General features: G+C 42.9%; 13 protein-coding genes. 4 read left to right on the top strand and 9 right to left on the bottom strand.

Translation table 11 applies throughout. The features are described 5' to 3' along the window. Positions 1-245 precede the first annotated feature (245 nt). Positions 246-1,046 carry a CDP-diacylglycerol--serine O-phosphatidyltransferase gene (gene pssA, locus ACN0VI_RS09275; protein WP_331891684.1) on the bottom strand — a complete coding sequence of 267 codons (801 nt, stop codon included), beginning with the start codon at positions 1,044-1,046 and terminating at the stop codon, positions 246-248. Positions 1,047-1,229: 183 nt separating this feature from the next. Here pssA and ACN0VI_RS09280 point away from each other — a divergent pair, with 183 nt between their 5' ends. Next, complete coding sequence (locus ACN0VI_RS09280) at positions 1,230-1,511, top strand: DUF3579 domain-containing protein (RefSeq protein WP_417446589.1); 282 nt, start codon at positions 1,230-1,232, stop codon at positions 1,509-1,511. Between the two features lie 57 nt (positions 1,512-1,568). Next, positions 1,569-2,039, top strand: coding sequence for a DUF4124 domain-containing protein (locus ACN0VI_RS09285; RefSeq protein WP_331891682.1), 471 nt, complete (start codon positions 1,569-1,571; stop codon positions 2,037-2,039). An 81-nt stretch (positions 2,040-2,120) separates the two neighbouring features. Here the strand turns inward: ACN0VI_RS09285 and ACN0VI_RS09290 are convergent, their stop codons facing one another. From ACN0VI_RS09290 to ACN0VI_RS09300, 3 genes are read right to left on the bottom strand one after another with little or no spacing between them, the layout of a single operon-like run. Further along, positions 2,121-2,702 (bottom strand): hypothetical protein, encoded by a 582-nt coding sequence (locus ACN0VI_RS09290; RefSeq protein WP_331891680.1) that lies wholly within the window; start codon positions 2,700-2,702, stop codon positions 2,121-2,123. A 13-nt stretch (positions 2,703-2,715) separates the two neighbouring features. Then, positions 2,716-3,444, bottom strand: coding sequence for a hypothetical protein (locus ACN0VI_RS09295; RefSeq protein WP_417446590.1), 729 nt, complete (start codon positions 3,442-3,444; stop codon positions 2,716-2,718). Positions 3,445-3,496: 52 nt separating this feature from the next. Further along, on the bottom strand, positions 3,497-3,961 hold the full coding sequence (locus ACN0VI_RS09300) for a hypothetical protein (protein WP_331891678.1): 465 nt from the start codon (positions 3,959-3,961) through the stop codon (positions 3,497-3,499). Positions 3,962-4,078: 117 nt separating this feature from the next. Here ACN0VI_RS09300 and ACN0VI_RS09305 point away from each other — a divergent pair, with 117 nt between their 5' ends. Further along, the gene (locus ACN0VI_RS09305; RefSeq protein WP_417446591.1) at positions 4,079-5,278 is read left to right on the top strand and encodes an NnrS family protein; all 1,200 of its coding nucleotides are present in this window, start codon (positions 4,079-4,081) and stop codon (positions 5,276-5,278) included. An 80-nt stretch (positions 5,279-5,358) separates the two neighbouring features. Here ACN0VI_RS09305 and clpB read toward each other — a convergent pair whose 3' ends face one another. The 4 genes from clpB to rluD all read right to left on the bottom strand — a co-directional run bounded on the left by clpB (position 5,359) and on the right by rluD (position 10,623). Beyond that, entirely contained in the window at positions 5,359-7,947 is a 2,589-nt protein-coding gene (gene clpB, locus ACN0VI_RS09310; protein WP_417446592.1) for an ATP-dependent chaperone ClpB, read from the bottom strand. Positions 7,948-8,152: 205 nt separating this feature from the next. Then, positions 8,153-8,899, bottom strand: a complete 747-nt coding sequence (locus ACN0VI_RS09315; RefSeq protein WP_331891673.1) for a lysophospholipid acyltransferase family protein — start codon at positions 8,897-8,899, stop codon at positions 8,153-8,155. A 27-nt stretch (positions 8,900-8,926) separates the two neighbouring features. Next, on the bottom strand, positions 8,927-9,652 hold the full coding sequence (gene pgeF / locus ACN0VI_RS09320) for a peptidoglycan editing factor PgeF (protein WP_417446593.1): 726 nt from the start codon (positions 9,650-9,652) through the stop codon (positions 8,927-8,929). After that, positions 9,649-10,623 (bottom strand): 23S rRNA pseudouridine(1911/1915/1917) synthase RluD, encoded by a 975-nt coding sequence (gene rluD / locus ACN0VI_RS09325; RefSeq protein WP_331891669.1) that lies wholly within the window; start codon positions 10,621-10,623, stop codon positions 9,649-9,651. Before rluD ends, pgeF begins: the two co-directional genes overlap by 4 nt. Positions 10,624-10,716: 93 nt before the next feature. On the opposite strand from rluD, the gene bamD reads away from it, so the two are divergent. Further along, positions 10,717-11,487 (top strand): outer membrane protein assembly factor BamD, encoded by a 771-nt coding sequence (gene bamD / locus ACN0VI_RS09330; RefSeq protein WP_331891668.1) that lies wholly within the window; start codon positions 10,717-10,719, stop codon positions 11,485-11,487. An 88-nt stretch (positions 11,488-11,575) separates the two neighbouring features. Here the strand turns inward: bamD and ACN0VI_RS09335 are convergent, their stop codons facing one another. Further along, positions 11,576-11,914: a P-II family nitrogen regulator gene (locus tag ACN0VI_RS09335; protein WP_331891667.1), complete on the bottom strand. Its 339-nt coding sequence runs from the start codon at positions 11,912-11,914 to the stop codon at positions 11,576-11,578. Positions 11,915-11,936 lie beyond the last annotated feature (22 nt).

Consider the following 11,936-nt stretch of genomic DNA (forward strand, 5'->3'; position numbering starts at 1 on the left):
CTCCGCGACTTATGCCTCGAAAGTGGTGCGCATTATAAGCACCATTTTTGACTTCGCAAGCTCTTTTTTAAGGTTTTCAAAAGATTTTTGCGAGCTGGTCATTATAACGCCAAAACGGGTAAAATTTAAACAGGAATCTGCTTATTTAGATTAATATCGCTAATAGATAGCTCGGATCTGTATTAGCTGTAACATTTACTGCCATTATGCCACTTGCCAAGTGGCATAATTATAAGTAGTTATTATCATTTTTCGATGTCGTCACTCTCAACATGATCTTCTGCTGACTGAGCTTCTTGTAATTTTCGCTGTCTTCTTTCTTCTTTTATATCCTTGATACGCCACAAGGTCATAATCGGACCGGATAGTGCGTAGATGGCGAAGCCACTAAATAAGACCAATGGCGGCTCAGAAGCAATTAAGACGAAAACAAGGACAATGATCAAAACTCCAATGAAAGGGATCTTGCCTTTCCAATCTACTTCTTTAAAACTTGAATAACGGAAATTACTGACCATCAACAGGCCAACAACCATTGTCATCACGGCAATGTAGATGCCCCATGGTTTTGACTCCCATTGATACTCGGCACCAAGCCAGACCAAGCCAGCAATAATAGCGGCTGCCGATGGGCTTGCTAAACCTTGGAAGTATCGCTTATCCGCAGTGGTCACTTGGGTGTTAAAGCGCGCCAGGCGTAGAGCCGCGCCAACGACATAAACAAAAGCAGCCAACCAGCCGATCTTCCCCGTATCGTACAAAGCCCAATTATAAATAACGAGGGCTGGAGCTATGCCAAAAGAAACCATGTCTGCCATTGAGTCATACTCGGCACCAAAGTCGCTCTGAGTATTAGTCATGCGTGCAATTCGACCATCAAGGCCATCCATGATCATAGCAATAAAGATGGCAATAGCAGCACTTGCAAAGGCACCTTGCATCGAAGCTACAACAGCATAAAAACCCGCAAAGAGGCCTGCCGTCGTCAATAAATTGGGAAGAAGGTAAATACCGCGTTTCTGTGCTGCTTGCTTATTAGCTTTCATTAAAATTGTTACCTGATGAATCTAAATCATTGATGTCGTTACATTAACACACTCAAGAACAGCTGGAGAAGTGTTTTGTAGAGTGTTACTTTATAGCTTCAAACCCATTGCATCTATATGGGTATATTGACAGCGACGAGGATTCTGTCAATATACGCGCAACTTATCAAGTAAAAGCCAAACATGAGCGGAACGCAAACCAGCAAGCGCTTTATTATTAAAGGCAGAACAGAAACGGGGGAAACCTTCAGGCCCAGTGACTGGGCGGAACGCATGTGCGGAAACTTATGTACTTTCCGCAACCGCAGAATGGTTTACTCTCCCCTCTTAAGACCCGCCGTTATAGAGGGAGTAAAGTGCGTCATAATTTCAAACCAGTTATCATTAGAACACCCCAATCTATTCAAACAGTTGCTAGATTTTGCCAAAACGAATAAATTAGAGATTATTGAAGAAGGTGCTTGAGTCGAATCTCTTATGATTCAACCCTTATAAACCAAACAGTCGAGAGAACGGAAAGTTATGGTAAATATCAAACTCATTATTTTAATCGCTATTTTCGGGCTAGGGATTGCTACAATAGCTAGTGCTGCTCAGCCGATATATAAATGGAAGGACGATAAGGGCAATATTAAATATACCCAAACCAAGCCACCTCACGGCATAAGCTATGAAACCATCAATCAACGAGTCAGTGATTCAAAGCCCGCAACTGAACGTGGCAATGAACAGAGCCAAGAATCAAGCAATATAACTAACGCTCAAGACGATATCATTGCTAAGCAGGAAGCCCAGAAGAAAAACATTGAAGAACAGAATAAAGAGATCGCCAAAAAAAATTGCACCATTGCAAAAAACAATATGGAAGTATTGGAAAACAGAACTCGTGTTCAAATTGAAGAAAATGGTGAACGCAGGATGTTAACTGATACTGAGCGTGAAGAGCGATTAAAGCAGGCTCGTGAGAACGTTAAAAAATACTGCGAAAAATGATTACTAACTTTTAAATTAACATTAAAAGCTTACGTATAAAAAAGCCCTCATCATCGAGGGCTTTTTTATACGTAATGAAAATCACATCGGATAGGCTGAAACCCAAAGAATCCAGCTATACCAGGTTTTTTCATTCTTTTGCTCTCTGTAAGTATGAGACCAACGTTTTGATTCCGTCCAGTTCATATATTCAAAAGTAACTGATGTATTACCAGCACGGGCATGCTGAATTTTATCTTCAGCTATTTTAATCATATAGGAGCGTGAGGCTGGGCCATGTGCTGCCTGTATAGCTTGATTTAAAGCCAATACCCCATATAAAGGCTCTGGATTATTGCCATAATAAACTTTAACTTTTTTAGCACCACAAAGCAGAACATCGTTAGCTTTAGTTAACACATCTTTATTACTAAAGTTATTGCAGCCATAGCCCCACAAATCCGACTGGAAAGGTGAAGTAAAGCGCTGCCCGCCTTTCAGGTCAAAAGAACCATCTTCTGCAACAATTCGCATACCCTCTTGCACAACGCCATATTGAATCGGTACTTTTGATTTATTTGTCTGATCCATCAAACGCGCAGGTGGATCATCTGATCCCATTGCAAGTAATAACATAACTGCCAAGGCACCTACACTTGTCACTGTCTTTGCCCAAATTTTCATGACTCACTCCTCTTTAGAATTTTAATAAAATTGTTTTTCCGTCTCTTTCATAACCTGCAAAGCTGACTCCGTTGTTCACTAAAATGGTTTCCTGACCAACAAAACCAGATACAACCACTTTCTTTATATTTTGTATTTTAGAACAACGGAACTGGGTAGTTATCTCTCCAAACTGACGACTCTCTGCATCATCACCGAAGTTACGGGACTCAGCGTCATCACCAAACTTTCGATTATCGGCCATATCCCCATAATTACGCGATTCAGCATCGTCGCCAAACTGACGGCTCTCGGCATCATCGCCGAAGTTACGGGATTCAGCGTCATCACCAAATTTTCGATTATCAGCCATATCCCCATAATTACGCGATTCAGCATCGTCGCCAAACTGGCGACTCTCCGCATCATCGCCGAAGTTACGGGATTCAGCGTCATCACCAAATTTTCGATTATCAGCCATATCCCCATAATTACGCGATTCAGCATCATCACCAAACTTTCGGTCATCAGCCAAGTCTCCATATGCCCGTGTTAACAGACACTCTTCTGGGAGTTGGTAGTAAGAGCCATTAATAGTCAGGTAAGTGACGCTACTAGCTGGTTGCTGTTTTTTAAGGATAAGAGGGTGAGCGCCTTTATATTCGGTCTTTTGAGGAGTTGTTGGGGCTGTATACACCGGCATACACCCAGACAAGAGTATTATGGATCCTGCAAAGCCCCCCACTAACAGTTTCTTTTTCATTGCCTTCCCTTAATGTCACAAGCGATAAGATAGTCAAACAAGCTTTGTATCGTTAATTGTCGATTTGTTTTAGTAGCAGATACGTTAACATTGTGCTCAAAACCCCAGCTAAAAAAGAATAGATAAAATCAAGCCAGTCAAACGTACCGCCCGCGAGCCCAAGCCACTGAAGCGTTTCATAAAAAATAGCACAGGCAATTCCTACTGGCAATAATTTTAAAAGTGCTAACTGGTTCACCCAGATACCAACCAAAAGTGAGGCGCAGGCACTTGACCACAGTATGTCAGGCAGATGATTAGCGAGCCATCCTTCTTGGTAGAGCTCTGGTAACTGACTAACCAAACTAGACAACCAATTGGACAGGCTTGGAAATTGCTGTTCTAGCCAAGTAAAACCCACCAAGTCCCTACCAGATTGGAGGTAAATGATAATGCCTAGCGCAAGTTGCAAGCCAATTAATAACAACCAGAGAAAATAACGAATGAGCATATTGATAGATTTACTAATTTTTCTCATTGTATCTATTCTGCTTTTACAAGGAAGGCAATTTTTAACCAAATAAAGATGTATTTTTAATGCATGTTTATTTTATAATATCTACATACCTTTCAATCAACCTGTACTGAGAAAACCATGCAAATCTTGGACTCCAAAAAAGAAAATGCGATCTGGCCCTTGTTTAGACTGGGATTCAGGGTCTTCTTTTTAGGTGGAGCTTTAGTCGCAACACTGTCTATGCTTCTCTGGATCTTTCAATTAAGTGGTCAAAACCTGATACCAGGTATCCACAACTCCATCTGGTGGCATGCCCACGAGATGCTGTTTGGCTTTACGCTAGCCATCATTGCAGGTTTTGTATTAACCGCGATGCAAAACTGGACAGGCATTCCCGGAGTTCGAGGTTGGCCACTGGCGATAGCATCGATCTTATGGTTTCTGCCCAGAGTACTTCTGCCCTTTTTAGGTGAGAAAAGCTGGCTGGTAATGATTTTAGATATTGCCTGGTTGCCCTTAGTGGCAATATTTCTAGCGCGCCCGGTTATTCAAGTGAAACAATGGCGCAACCTCTTCTTTGTCCCACTAATGTTGCTGTTCACTATACTAAATGCGCTTAGCTATTATGCAGCCTATAGCAACGACTGGTTATTAGCCGAACGTATATTTATTACTACAGTTCTGGCCATTACAGCCCTTATTACCGTCATGGGTGGCAGAGTCATCCCCTTCTTTACCGCAAGAGCCACTGACACTGAAAAACCGATGCCAATTGTCTCTTTAGAGTGGGTTTGTTTAGGCTCGATCTGGTTGGCCACATTTGCCTGGTTGTTACTGCCAAGAACGGAAACAATGAATATGATTGTGGCCATTCTGATGATATTGGCTGCTGTGTCGAATATTGTTCGCATCGCACGCTGGAAACCAGTCCCCGCACTTAAAGTTCCACTGCTGTGGATTTTGCACCTTGGTTACTGGTTCATTCCAGTTGGTTTGTTGGTATTCGCCAGTGCGCTTCTAGAGCAAACTACAACCATTTCAAACGCTTCTCACTTATTAACTGCTGGAGCACTTGGTTCGGTAATACTCGGAATGATTGCTCGAGTTTCTTTAGGCCACTCCGGGCGCCCTTTACAACCTAGCAAATGGATGACGGTAGCCTTTGCCGTTGTCTTACTGGCCGGTATTATTCGTGGTCTTACTGCAATGATCGCACCGTCATACTTAGCCGAAAGTTACCAGGTTAGTGGTGTACTGTGGATTTTGGCTTACGGTTTATTTGTTGTCTTTTATTGGCCTGTTTTAACTAAGCCACGGATTGATGGCCGACCAGGCTAAACATTATTTCAGCCACATAAAAAAGCTCTAGTGCTTTTAACACTAGAGCTTTTTGCTATCGCAATGATTAGAGCAGAGGCTTATTGCTTAATGGACAGTTGCTCACCATCTACGTCCAATGTCAGAGCTTTACTGATATCAAGCTTGCCAGCCAATATGGCCTGTGCAAGTGGGTCTTCAACCTTCTGTTGGATCGCTCGTTTCAATGGACGAGCACCGAATACCGGATCAAAGCCTGACTCTGCAAGCAACTCAAGCAACCCTTCCGTAACTTTAACCTCAAAACCCTGCTCTCGCAGTCTTTGCAACAATCGTTCCATTTGAATTGCTGCGATGGATTTAATTTGCTCTTTTGCCAGAGGATGGAATACCACGATTTCATCAATCCGGTTGATAAACTCTGGTCGGAAATGATTGCCGATAAGGTCCATCAACATTGACTTCATCCCCTCATAGTCTTTATCACCATTTTCGGTGTTAGCACTATGCGCCTGAATCAAATCAGAGCCCATGTTAGAGGTCATAACTATCACTGTATTCTTGAAATCTACGGTACGACCTTGGCTATCAGTCAAGCGCCCATCTTCAAGTACTTGCAGCAAGACATTAAACACATCGGGATGCGCTTTCTCAACCTCATCAAACAAAATAACAGAATAAGGTTTACGACGCACCGCTTCGGTCAAATAACCGCCCTGCTCATAGCCCACATAGCCCGGAGGCGCACCAATTAAGCGAGCGACCGCATGCTTTTCCATAAACTCCGACATGTCGATACGCACCATATTATCTTCACTGTCGAATAAGAACTTAGCCAGCGTTTTACACAGTTCAGTTTTACCGACACCTGTAGGGCCAAGGAACAGGAAGGAGCCATTCGGACGGTTAGGATCAGACAAGCCCGCACGTGAACGACGAATGGCATTCGATACTGCAGTAACGGCTTCATCCTGACCAATCACATTATTGTGCAATACATCTTCCATGCGTAGTAACTTTTCACGCTCGCCTTCCAGCATTTTTGAGACCGGAATACCGGTCCATTTCGAAACCACTTCGGCAATTTCAATGTCAGTTACTTTATTACGCAACAACTGCATTTCAACCGTATCTTGCTCAGAGACTTTAGCCAGTTTGGCTTCAAGCTCAGGGATAGTGCCATACTGCAGTTCTGACATACGCGTTAAGTCACCAGCGCGCTGCGCTGCTTCAAGCTCCACGCGAGCTTTATCCAAGTCCGCTTTAATGTTCTGAGCGCCGTGTACTGAGGCTTTTTCAGATGACCAAATTTCATCAAACTCAGCAAATTCTTTTTCTAGCTCATCAATTTGTAGCTCTAAATCCAGCAGGCGTTTCTTAGAACTTTCATCCTCTTCTTTTTTCAACGCTTCACGTTGGATTTTTAGCTGAATCAAGCGACGCTCAAGTTTGTCCATCACCTCAGGTTTTGAGTCAATTTCCATACGAATCCGACTGGCTGCCTCATCAATTAAATCAATCGCTTTATCAGGCAGTTGACGATCAGTAATGTAGCGTTGAGATAAAGTTGTCGCCGCAACAATCGCTGGGTCAGTAATTTCTACACCATGGTGCACTTCATAGCGCTCTTTTAAACCACGCAAAATAGCAATGGTATCTTCGGTAGTTGGTTCATCAACCAGCACCTTCTGGAAGCGACGCTCCAGCGCCGCGTCTTTTTCAATATATTGACGATACTCATCTAACGTCGTGGCACCCACACAGTGTAATTCACCGCGAGCCAGCGCAGGCTTGAGCATATTGCCTGCATCCATTGAACCTTCTGCTTTACCAGCACCGACCATGGTATGCAGCTCATCAATGAACAGAATGACCCGGCCTTCTTCTTTGGACAAATCACTCAAAACAGCTTTCAGTCGCTCTTCAAATTCACCACGAAACTTTGCGCCAGCAATTAATGAGCCCATATCCAAAGATAGGACACGTTTGTTTTTCAGTCCTTCTGGAACTTCTCCATTGACGATTCGTTGCGCCAAACCTTCCACAATAGCGGTTTTACCAACACCTGGCGCACCAATTAACACTGGATTATTTTTGCTGCGTCGCTGCAGAACCTGAATACAACGACGGATCTCATCATCGCGCCCAATAACCGGATCCAACTTGCCACTTTCAGCGCGAGCGTTCAGATCAATGGTATATTTTTCTAAGGCTTGGCGATTATCTTCTGCATTGGGGTCATTGACGTTTTGCCCGCCACGAATCTGTGCAATCGCATCTTCAACCATCTTGCTGGTCACACCCTGAGCCTTAAGTAACTTGCCTAAAGCACCTTTATCTTCAAGCGCAGCCAGCAAGAACAGTTCTGAAGAAATATATTGGTCCTGACGTTGCTGTGAAATCTTGTCACAGACATTCAGTAGCTTGCCCAGGTCTGGGGAAAGATGAACTTCGCCACCAGTACCACTGACCTGTGGCAGCTTTGCCAACTCAGCATCGATGGCATTCATCAACTGACCGGCATGTGCACCAATCTGATTCAGAATTGCCGATACGCTGTTGCCCTGCTGTTGCAGCATCGCCAACATCAAATGTAACGGCTCGATATATTGGTGATCCTTACCTAGCGCCAACGACTGGGCATCGGCTAACGCTGATTGAAACTTACTGGTAAATTTATCCATTCTCATGCAAAAACCTCTCTAGAGTTATCGACACTTTTTTGTGTGCAAACTCAAAATAAAACACTATGCCTTACAAAATGTGGGTTTTTAGACCATTTTCAAGAGCTTATAGAGTATTTTGTTTAATAATTAATCTAATGAATTGACTTTAATCAGTTTTTTAAAAGAAAAGAGATAGTGAAATGTAAAAAGTGTTGAGGTTGAGACCTGACTAGTCAGAAGTTGATGGCTCTGTAACATCATGCTTAAAGCTAACATCTCTTGAGAATGGATTTCGATGGCCTAAAAGAACCTCACCTAAATGATGCAAACTATCACTGTGACTGAAGTAATGGTAATTGATGGTGGGAAATTGAATAATTTTTGATTGAGAACGAAGCAGTAATGAAGTAAAAACGCTCCCCTGCCCACGAACTCCAACAATACGGCAGACAAAAATAGAGTGTTTGCTTAATTCTGCCAGCTTCCTAATTCCAGGTTTAACACGGTAAGGTTCTTCGTGATCCAGATGAATTTTTCCATGAGGAAACAGCGCTATAATTTCACCCTGATCCAGAGCCCTCCGAGCCTGACGAAAAGCAATATCAGCGCGGCCGCTACGATTAACTGGAATACAACCTGCGCGCTTAAACAGCCAGGTTAAACCAAACCGGTTATATTCTTCTGTGGCGATCATAAAACGAATCGGGCGGTTACTGGCAGCAATCAATAAAAGAGGGTCAAGACCAGAAATGTGATTTGAAATGAGTATGGCGCCACCCTCTCTCGGCAAGGAGAAACGCTCAAAATCCAAGCTATGGAAGCGAATACAGTAATAACGGCTCAAGCCATCAATAAAGTTAAGAAAAGGCGAACCCCAGTCAATGTGGTTATACTTTTTAGCACCCTTGATTAATTTGACAATAACAAAAGTCACAATTAATACCACGGCCAGCATTATCCACCAAAATGTCGTCATTATCTTCTCACTAACCTATCATCGTAATTATTCAGCTATCCAAATCATGCTAGCCATTCGCCCAGTTTGCCCATCTCTGCGAAAGGAAAAAAACTGCTGTTCATTTTTAACAGTACACAGCTGACTTAAGAAAACTTCCACACCCAGATTTTCTAACTGCTTTTTTGCCAAACTAGCCAGATCAGCCTGCCAACGTCCTCGGTTATTTTCCACAAAATAGTCGTGATTACTATCATCCAGATCAACAAAAACTTGTCTGACATCATCACCCACCTCAAAACAGTCCTGACTAATAGCTGGTCCGATCCAGGCCATTAATGATTCAGCTCGGTTATATTGATTGACAGTGTTTATAAGGATTCCTTCAGCCAATCCACGCCATCCGGCATGCGCGGCTGCAACCCAGTTGCCGCTGGTGTTTGTAAAAAGCACTGGCAGACAATCAGCGGTCATAATAGCGCAAGCCGAATCGGTTTGGTCAGAAACCATCCCATCTGCCTCAATGAGCGACTTTGAGCCAGAATACTTTATCACTTTATTACTATGAATTTGATTAAGCCATTGCACTGGTGGGTGATTGGATGCTTTTTGTAGCAGTTCGCGATTGACCATGACTTTTTTGTCATCATCCCCAACATGCAATCCCAGATTCAAGCTGTCGAACGGAAACTCACTAACCCCACCTTTGCGTGTGGTTGCAAAAGCTTTAACATGATTTGGGGCTGGCCAGTGTGGTTTGATGAACTCGATCATTCTTCTGCTTCGAAGGTGTCTCTGTTTTCGCGTAAGTGATCGAGTAATTTAGCCATGTCTTGTGGCATAGGTGCACGCCACTCAATGTATTCACCCGTTTCAGGGTGCTTTAAGCCCAGCAAACTGGCATGTAGCGCCTGGCGTTTAAAATTATCCACTGCATTACGCAATTCAGGGGTAATACGGGTAGGCACACGATAGCGACCGCTATACATAGGATCACCAATCAGAGGAAATTTTAAGTAAGCCATATGGACACGGATTTGGTGTGTACGCCCCGTTTCAAGTCGCAGTTTTAAGTGAGTATGGTCCAAAAACTTTTCCACCACACGATAATGAGTTATAGCCCTCTTGCCATCGGCAACCACTGCCATTGACGTACGCTTAGTAGGATGGCGACCAATCGGCTTATCAATGGTCCCGCCAGACACCATCACCCGATTGACTACTGCGTCATATTCACGGGTGAAAGCACGGTTTTGCAACTGCTCAACCAGACTGGTATGCGCCGCAATAGTTTTAGCCACGACCAGCAAACCAGTCGTTTCTTTATCAATACGGTGAATGATGCCAGCTCTTGGCAAATTGGCTAGATCGGGACAATGGTGCAATAGAGCGTTGACCATAGTGCCATCCTGATTTCCGGCACCAGGATGAACCACAAGGCCTGCAGGCTTGTTAATAACTAATAGAGCCTCATCCTCATAAACAATATTGAGATCAATTGCTTCGGGCTTCCAGGCACCGGCAACCTCGATCTCAGCGTTGATTTCGATATCTTCGAAACCCGCCATTTTGTATTTATTGGATGTTATTACTTCGCCATTAACTTTAACGAAGCCATTTTGGATCCATTCTTGAATTCGAGAGCGGGAATAATCACTAAATTGCTGGGATAAAGCAGCATCCAGTCTTTTTCCGTAAACTTTTTCGTCGAATATGTGTCTGAGTGCAATAGATTGGGTGGTCATTGTAAAATCACGTAAAAAGATTGGCCTATAACTGATGGTCAGTTAGAATGAGCCACATTGTATCAGGCTGAACACAAACAGAAAGAATTAAATATGCAAAAACACAGTATTATCGTCCTCGCGCTCCTAGTATTTTCGCTTGCTGGCTGTTCCAGCACTCCTAAAAAACCTGACTTAAACAAGACCAAAGTCGAATCAATGGCTGCGCAAGAGTTATTTGATGGCGCCAAACGCTCAATGCGAAATGGAAACTACGTCAGAGCAACGGAACTTTTAGAGGAGATTGACACCCGCTATCCTTTTGGACGAATTTCTGAGCAAGCAAAACTTGAGCTCATTTATGCTTACTTCAAAAGAGCGGATTATGAGTCAGGCCAAGCTCTTGCTGATCGTTTTTTACGCCAACATCCACAACATGAAAATGCTGATTATGTTTACTACATGAAAGGTGTTATGCACTATGAACAGGAAGTCGGCACATTCAAAGAAGTTTTTACTGCAGACATCGAAAAGCGTGACACGACAAATATTAAAGCTGCATTTGATAATTTTAAAGCATTAGTTGAAGTGTACCCTGAAAGCGAATATGCGCCTGATGCAAGAAAGCGTATGATCCAAATTCGCAATCTTCTAGCTGATTATGAATTACATGTCGCTCGCTATTATATGAAGCGCGACAGCTATATTGGTGCAGCAAATCGTGCCAAATACATTGTTGAAAACTTTCCAAAGACACCGGCAGTTCCAAGCGCGCTTGAAATTTTAATCAACTCATACAAAATACTCGAGTTACCAGAAATTTCTGAAGAGTATCGTAAAGTATTGTTGTTGAATTATCCTGATTACAAGCTAGCTGAATTCTAAAGTAAATAAATTTAAAAAAACGGGCTCAAATAAGAGCCCGTTTTTTATTATGAAATAAAAAAAATAACTTTAGACCTTTAGAGAGCCTTTATATAGCATCCTCGCCCTCTTCACCAGTACGAATACGCACTGTACGCTCAACATTAGTCACAAAGATTTTACCGTCACCAATTTTACCCGTACGCGCTACTTCGATGATAGTTTCGACACATTTATCAACCAGTTCATCATTAACAACTACTTCAATTTTTGCTTTTGGTAGGAAATCCACCATATATTCAGCACCCCGATATAATTCCGTGTGACCTTTTTGGCGACCAAAGCCTTTTACTTCGGTAACCGTCATTCCGTTTACCCCTAAGTCGGTTAAAGCTTCACGAATATCATCAAGTTTGAATGGTTTGATGATGGCTTCTATTTTCTTCATTTGTATATCCTTTATAAACCCT

The organism is Kangiella sp., from assembly GCF_048265365.1.
In the GTDB taxonomy this organism is placed as follows: Bacteria; Pseudomonadota; Gammaproteobacteria; order Enterobacterales; family Kangiellaceae; genus Kangiella.

Bases quoted from the DNA above. Each gene is read 5' to 3' on its own strand.
- ACN0VI_RS09305 (WP_417446591.1), top strand. From the start codon at position 4,079: ATGCAAATCTTGGACTCCAAAAAAGAAAATGCGATCTGGCCCTTGTTT.
- ACN0VI_RS09285 (WP_331891682.1), top strand. From the start codon at position 1,569: ATGGTAAATATCAAACTCATTATTTTAATCGCTATTTTCGGGCTAGGG.
- bamD (WP_331891668.1), top strand. From the start codon at position 10,717: ATGCAAAAACACAGTATTATCGTCCTCGCGCTCCTAGTATTTTCGCTT.
- ACN0VI_RS09315 (WP_331891673.1), bottom strand. From the start codon at position 8,899: ATGACGACATTTTGGTGGATAATGCTGGCCGTGGTATTAATTGTGACT.
- clpB (WP_417446592.1), bottom strand. From the start codon at position 7,947: ATGAGAATGGATAAATTTACCAGTAAGTTTCAATCAGCGTTAGCCGAT.
- ACN0VI_RS09295 (WP_417446590.1), bottom strand. From the start codon at position 3,444: ATGAAAAAGAAACTGTTAGTGGGGGGCTTTGCAGGATCCATAATACTC.
- ACN0VI_RS09290 (WP_331891680.1), bottom strand. From the start codon at position 2,702: ATGAAAATTTGGGCAAAGACAGTGACAAGTGTAGGTGCCTTGGCAGTT.
- rluD (WP_331891669.1), bottom strand. From the start codon at position 10,623: ATGACCACCCAATCTATTGCACTCAGACACATATTCGACGAAAAAGTT.
- ACN0VI_RS09300 (WP_331891678.1), bottom strand. From the start codon at position 3,961: ATGAGAAAAATTAGTAAATCTATCAATATGCTCATTCGTTATTTTCTC.
- pgeF (WP_417446593.1), bottom strand. From the start codon at position 9,652: ATGATCGAGTTCATCAAACCACACTGGCCAGCCCCAAATCATGTTAAA.
- pssA (WP_331891684.1), bottom strand. From the start codon at position 1,046: ATGAAAGCTAATAAGCAAGCAGCACAGAAACGCGGTATTTACCTTCTT.
- ACN0VI_RS09335 (WP_331891667.1), bottom strand. From the start codon at position 11,914: ATGAAGAAAATAGAAGCCATCATCAAACCATTCAAACTTGATGATATT.
- ACN0VI_RS09280 (WP_417446589.1), top strand. From the start codon at position 1,230: ATGAGCGGAACGCAAACCAGCAAGCGCTTTATTATTAAAGGCAGAACA.